The sequence below is a fragment of the Terrabacter sp. FW104-15G4B genome (assembly GCF_058790095.1).
On record NZ_JBYTCI010000009.1, the window covers coordinates 153508 to 159824 of the forward strand.

Consider the following 6317-nt stretch of genomic DNA (forward strand, 5'->3'; position numbering starts at 1 on the left):
CGGGGCTCAGATACGCGTGCCATCGTCGGAGGGGTCGCGCTCGGTGCCGCCGCGGAGCACCAGCAGCACGAACCCGACGACGACCATCGTCAGCGCCGTCACGACCCACCAGCTGCTTCCGTCGCGGTCGAAGAACAGGACGTAGAGCAGCAGGAGCGGGCCGCCGACGAGGCCGCCCACGATCGCCCAGAACATCGGGTCGGTCTCGGCCGAGGGCAGGTCGATCTCCGACGGTGGGACGAAGTGGTCCTCGTCATCGAGCGGCTCGTCGGCCTCCTGGCGCCGGCGGGTGCTGCCCCGCCAGGCGTGTGGAGTGGTCGGCGCGATCGGCAGCTCGAGCGGGCCGGTGGTTCCGGAGAGGGCGGGTGCGTCCGCGTCCGGCTGCTTCCCCGGTGCCGCTGGATCCACCGCTGCGTCGGTCGCAGCCGGGGCAGCGCCTTCGGGGGCAGCATCCGGTGCGGTGGTCGCGGCAGCATCTGGGACCGGCTCTGCAGGGGGAGCGGACGCGTCGGCGACACCACCGTCACCGTCCCGCTCCCGCAGTAGCGGGTCGGGGGCCTCATCGTCCCAGCCGGCGATGATCCGGGCGAACTCAGCGTCCAGGTCCGGGTCGCTCACGACGACGCCTCGCAGTCCTGCCGCGCGCACACGCGTCGGATCGGCGCGACGACGGGTGGGACCGGCACGGTGGGCTCCTGGGGCGAAGCGACTGGACCTGCTGATCCTCGCATGCGCCGCTGTGCGTGCGCGAGTGTCGTAGAGTTCGAGCGGTCACAGACGGAAGGCGGACACGGTTGTTCTACTGGTTCCTCAAGACGATCGTCATCGGTCCGATCGTCAGGCTCGTCTTCCGTCCGTGGGTGGAGGGGGAGGAGCACATTCCCGAGGAGGGGGCCGCCATCTTCGCGAGCAACCACCTCTCCTTCTCCGACTCGATCTTGCTGCCCCTCGTCGTCTCCCGACGCGTCACCTTCCTCGCCAAGAGCGACTACTTCACGGGTCGGGGCGTCAAGGGCCGCCTGACCGCAGCCTTCTTCAGGGGTGTCGGGCAGCTGCCGGTCGACCGCTCGGGCGGCAAGGCGAGCAACGCGGCGCTCAACTCGGGCCTGAAGGTCCTGCGGCGCGGCGAGCTGCTCGGCATCTACCCCGAGGGCACGCGTTCTCCCGACGGCCGCCTCTACCGCGGCCGCACCGGTGTGGCCCGGATGGCGCTCGAGGGCAAGGTCCCGGTGATCCCCGTGGCCATGATCGGCACCGACAAGGCACAGCCGACCGGCAAGGTCATCCCGCGGGTCATGCGCGTCGGTGTCCGTGTCGGCAAGCCGCTCGACTTCTCCCGCTACGAGGGCATGGAGGACGACCGGTTCGTCCTGCGCTCGATCACCGACGAGATCATGTACGAGCTCATGCTCCTGTCGGGCCAGGAGTACGTCGACATGTACGCCACCTCGATGAAGGACCGCCTCGTCCACGCAGCCCGCGCCAAGGCGCGTGAGCTGCAGGAGGCAGCCAAGCCGGGGAGCGCCGCGCCGGAGCTCGAGGAGGCGCTCGACGCGGGTGAGGGACGGCCGGCAGTGGTCAACCCGCCCACCCGCGAGCGGGATGAGGACGACGGTGACGACGACGCTCCCGCCGTGGCGGCGTCCTGAGGGCATGACCGCCTCGCGACAAGGGGCCGGCACCGACCGGCCCAGCGAGCCGGTGGACACCGGCCTGGTCGCCACGCCCTCGGCCCCACCGCCGGACGTCGCCCCCGTCGTCGTGACCGCGGCCACGACCGCCATCCTCGACGACGAGCACGCGATCGTCCGGGGTCTGTGGCGCGGCATCGACGTCTTCCGCTGGCTCGCACTGGCGTATGCCGCTTGGTCGGCCTGGGAGCGGCACGGCCAGATCTCCCGCCCGGCCGGCGCGATGGCCATCCTCGGTGTCCTCGCGGCCTGGACCCTTGCCGTGGCGCTGCGGCCGGTGCGGACGGTGCGCGCCTACACCGTGGAGCTCGCCATCGGCTGTTCGGCGATCCTCGCGACCCGGCTCGTCGACGACGCCGACGTGATCACGGCGGGCGCCAAGACGGTCCCGTCGATCTGGCCGACGGCCGCCGTCGTGGGGTTCGCGGTGCTCCGCGGGTGGCGCGGGGGTCTGGCGGCCGCCGCGCTCGTTGCCGCCTGCTCCTTCGTCGAGGTCGTCGAGCCGACCCCCAACACGGTCACGAACTCGATCTTCGGCCTGCTGCTCGGAGGCTGCATCGGCTACTGCGTCGACCTCGCCCGTTCGAGCCATGCGGCGCTCGCCGAGGCGATGCGGCTCGACGCCGCTCGCGTCGAGCGCGACCGCCTGGCGCGCACCGTCCATGACGGCGTGCTGCAGACCCTCGCCTTCATCAACCGTCGGGCGCTCGACATCGGCGGCGAGACGGCCCGCCTCGGGGCGATGGCGGGGGAGCAGGAGCGGATCCTGCGCACCCTCGTGAGCCAGTCCGACCTGGCCGAGGTGGGACGCGCCGTGAGCGGCGCCGCCGACCTCCGCGTGCTGCTGCGCCACGTCGAGGGCGACGGCGTGCAGCTCGTCTCTCCGGCCGATCCGGTGCTGCTGCCCCGGCGCGTGGCCGACGAGGTCGTCGCTGCGGTCGAGGCGGCCCTGGACAACGTCCGCCAGCACGCCGGCTCCGACGCCCGCGCCTGGGTGCTGCTGGACGACGACGGCGGAGAGGTCGTGGTGACCATCCGCGACTCCGGTCACGGACTGCCCGCCGGCCGTCTGGAGGAGGCCGTGGGTCAAGGACGTCTCGGCGTCTCCTCGAGCATCCTCGGCCGGCTGGCCGATCTCGGTGGCAGGGCCAGCATCACGTCGGGCACCGTCGGCGGCACGACCGTCGAGCTGCGGATCCCGAATCGCCGGACGACGCGCCACAGGGACCGCCACCATGGTGGCGAAGCCGGCACCCCAGACCAACGAGGAGCACCGTGACCGAGCACGTGAGCGAGCACATCCGCGTTGTCGTGGCCGACGACCACCCGATGTGGCGCGACGCCGTCGCCCGTGACCTCGCCGACGCCGGCTTCGAGGTCGTCGCCACCGCGGACGACGGACGCTCCGCCGTGGCCCGCACCCGGGCGACCGCGCCGGACGTGCTCGTGCTCGACCTCAACCTCCCGGGGATGAGCGGCGCCCAGGTCTGCGCCGCCCTGGCCGCCGCCGAGGTGCCGACCCGCATCCTCATCCTCTCGGCGAGCGGCGACCACCAGGACGTGCTCGACGCCGTGAAGGCCGGCGCGCTCGGCTACCTCGTGAAGTCCGCCGGCCGTGAGGAGTTCCTCGCCGCAGTGCGGGCGACGGCCTCGGGCGAGCCAGTCTTCACGGCAGGCCTCGCGGGTCTCGTGCTGGGCGAGTTCCGCCGCGTCAAGGCCGCCGGCGGGGGGACTGTCGAACGCCCGATTCCCGAGCTCACCGACCGCGAGACGGAGATCCTCAAGTACGTCGCGACCGGGATGGGCTACAAGGAGATCGCCGCGACGCTGTTCCTCTCTCACCGCACCGTGCAGAACCACGTCCAGAACATCTTCGGCAAGCTGCAGATGCACAACCGCGTCGAGCTCGTGCGTTTCGCCATGGAACGCGGGCTGGACCTCGCCGACCCCACGTAGCCGGGCACACGGCATACGCCCCCCGGCCGGACCTCCGCGACGGTTTCGGGATGCGGACCCGGGCGGGGACGCCCCCGGACGGCGTCTACGCTGACGGGGTGAACACGAGGACCGTCACCGCCGATGCCGGCCTGCCGCCTGAGGACGGGTCCGAGGCCCTCGCCGCCCTCACGGCCGCGGCCAGCGAGCTCGAGGCCTCGCAGCAGCCGGCCTGGCCGGACACCGCTGCCCTGGCCGAGGTGATCGAGACCCTCGCCTCGTATCCGCCGCTCGTCTTCGCCGGCGAGTGCGACATCCTCACCGACCGCATGGCCAAGGCCTCCGTCGGCGAGGCGTTCGTGCTCCAGGGCGGCGACTGCGCCGAGACGTTCGCGTCGGCGACCGCCGACAACATCCGCGACCGCATCAAGACGATCCTTCAGATGGCCGCGGTCCTGACCTACGGCGCGTCCGTGCCGGTCATCAAGATCGGTCGCATGGCCGGGCAGTACGCCAAGCCACGCAGCTCGACGGTCGAGACCCGCGAGGGCGTCACGCTGCCCGCCTTCCGCGGCGACATGGTCAACGACTTCGCCTTCCACGAGGCCGCGCGCGTCCCGGACCCCCAACGGCTCGTCCGCGCCTACCACGCGAGCTCGGCGACGCTGAACCTCGTGCGCGCCTTCACCACGGGCGGCTTCGCCGACCTGCGGCACGTGCACGACTGGAACCGCGGCTTCGTCGCCAACTCCGCCAACCAGCGCTACGAGAAGATCGCCAAGGACATCGACAAGGCGATGCGCTTCATGTGGGCCTGTGGCGCCGACTTCGACGCCATGCGCTCGGTGGAGTTCTACGCCGCACACGAGGCGCTGCTGCTCGACTACGAGCGCCCGCTGACGCGCATCGACTCGCGCTCGGGCCGCCTCTACGACACGTCCGGCCACTTCGTGTGGGTCGGCGAGCGCACCCGCCAGCTCGACGGTGCGCACGTCGACTTCGTCTCGCGCATCAGCAACCCGATCGGCGTCAAGCTCGGTCCGAAGGCCGACATCGACGAGGTGCTGCGGCTCATCGACAAGGTCGACCCGAACCGCTCGCCGGGGCGCCTGACCTTCATCACGCGCATGGGCTCCGGCACGATCCGCGACGCGTTGCCGGCGCTCGTGGACAAGGTGACGGCCTCCGGCGCCACGGTGACGTGGATCTGCGACCCCATGCACGGCAACACGTTCGAGAGCCCGTCGGGCTACAAGACGCGCGACTTCGAGGACATCGTCGAGGAGGTGCGCGGCTTCTTCGAGGTGCACCAGTCCCTCGGCACGATCCCGGGCGGCATCCACGTGGAGCTCACCGGCAACGACGTCACCGAGTGCCTCGGCGGGGCGGAGAAGATCATCGACTCCGACCTCGAGAAGCGCTACGAGTCGGTGTGCGACCCGCGGCTGAACCACCAGCAGTCCCTCGAGCTCGCGTTCCTCGTCGCCGAGATGCTGGGCCAGGCCTGAGCCGTGACTGCGACGAGCCCCTTCAAGGCGGACCTGCTCAGCGACACCCTGACCAAGCCGAGCGACGCCATGCGCCAGGCGATGGCGCGCGCCGAGGTCGGTGACGACGTCTTCGGTGAGGACCCGACGCTGCGGGCCCTCGAGGAGCGGGTCGCCGACCTGCTCGGGCACGAGGCGGGGCTCTTCACCCCCTCGGGGTCGATGGCCAACCAGCTGGGCGTACGTCTGCACGTCAAGCCGGGGGAGGAGCTCGTCGGCGACTCGCTCGCGCACGTGGTGCGCGCCGAGCTCGGCGCGGCCGCGGTCCTGTCCGGCATCTCCTCACGCACCTGGATCTCCGAGCGCGGTCGGTTCCGCGCCGACGACGCCGCGTCGCTGATGATCACCGGCGCCGGGCCCTACCAGGTCTGCACCTCGCTCGTGGTCGTCGAGAACACCCACAACTTCGGTGGCGGCACCGTGCAGTCGCTCGACGAGATCTATCGGGCCCGGGAGGTGACGCGTGAACGGGGCGTGGCCATGCACCTCGACGGCGCGCGCCTCTTCAACGCCCACGTCGCGTCCGGGGTGCCGGTCGGCGACTACGGCCGCGAGTTCGACACCATCTCGATCTGCCTCAGCAAGGGCCTGGGCGCGCCGGTGGGCAGCGTCCTCGTCGGATCGGCTGCTGCGATGGCCGAGTCGCGGATCTGGCGCAAGCGCTTCGGCGGCGGTATGCGTCAGGCTGGGATCCTAGCTGCCGCAGGGCTTTTCGCGCTCGAGCACAACGTCGAGCGTCTGGCCGACGACCATGCCCGCGCGCGGCGCGCGGCTGAGGCCATGGCGGAGGCGGCTCCCGCTGCCGTCGACCTCGCGACCGTCGAGACCAACATCGTCATCGTCGACGTCGTCGCTGCCGGGTGGACCTCGGCCGCCTTCGTCGCCGCCGCCCTCGCCGCCGGCGTGCGAACGTATGCCGTCGGGCCCGGTGCCGTGCGCCTCGTCTGGCACCTCGACGTCGACGACGCCGGCACCGACGTCGCCATCGACGTCCTCACCACGCTGCTCAGGTCAGCCCCCGCCGCCTGACCCTTCCTGACCCACCCCGACCTTCTGGACCGAACGCAGCGTTCGGTCGCGAACTCACTGCTCTAACAGCGCTTTCGAGGTCGAAGGCAGCGTTCGGTGAGGTGGGGTGATGGGG

General features: G+C 71.5%; 6 protein-coding genes. 5 read left to right on the forward strand and 1 reads right to left on the reverse strand.

The window, feature by feature from the left end:
- Positions 1-6: 6 nt before the first annotated feature.
- Positions 7-618, reverse strand: coding sequence for a hypothetical protein (locus AC3WRT_RS09930; RefSeq protein WP_492721394.1), 612 nt, complete (start codon positions 616-618; stop codon positions 7-9).
- Between the two features lie 176 nt (positions 619-794).
- Here AC3WRT_RS09930 and AC3WRT_RS09935 point away from each other — a divergent pair, with 176 nt between their 5' ends.
- The 5 genes from AC3WRT_RS09935 to AC3WRT_RS09955 are packed head-to-tail and all read left to right on the forward strand — an operon-like array spanning position 795 to position 6202.
- Positions 795-1649 carry a lysophospholipid acyltransferase family protein gene (locus AC3WRT_RS09935; RefSeq protein ID WP_492721396.1) on the forward strand — a complete coding sequence of 285 codons (855 nt, stop codon included), beginning with the start codon at positions 795-797 and terminating at the stop codon, positions 1647-1649.
- Positions 1615-2970, forward strand: a complete 1356-nt coding sequence (gene macS, locus AC3WRT_RS09940; protein ID WP_492721397.1) for a MacS family sensor histidine kinase — start codon at positions 1615-1617, stop codon at positions 2968-2970. The genes AC3WRT_RS09935 and macS overlap by 35 nt, the downstream gene beginning before the upstream one ends.
- On the forward strand, positions 2967-3647 hold the full coding sequence (locus AC3WRT_RS09945) for a response regulator (RefSeq protein WP_492721399.1): 681 nt from the start codon (positions 2967-2969) through the stop codon (positions 3645-3647). The genes macS and AC3WRT_RS09945 overlap by 4 nt, the downstream gene beginning before the upstream one ends.
- A 50-nt stretch (positions 3648-3697) precedes the next feature.
- The gene (locus AC3WRT_RS09950) at positions 3698-5134 is read left to right on the forward strand and encodes a class II 3-deoxy-7-phosphoheptulonate synthase (RefSeq protein ID WP_492721403.1); all 1437 of its coding nucleotides are present in this window, start codon (positions 3698-3700) and stop codon (positions 5132-5134) included.
- 3 nt (positions 5135-5137) lie between these two features.
- The gene (locus tag AC3WRT_RS09955; protein ID WP_492721406.1) at positions 5138-6202 is read left to right on the forward strand and encodes a threonine aldolase family protein; all 1065 of its coding nucleotides are present in this window, start codon (positions 5138-5140) and stop codon (positions 6200-6202) included.
- Positions 6203-6317: the final 115 nt, after the last annotated feature.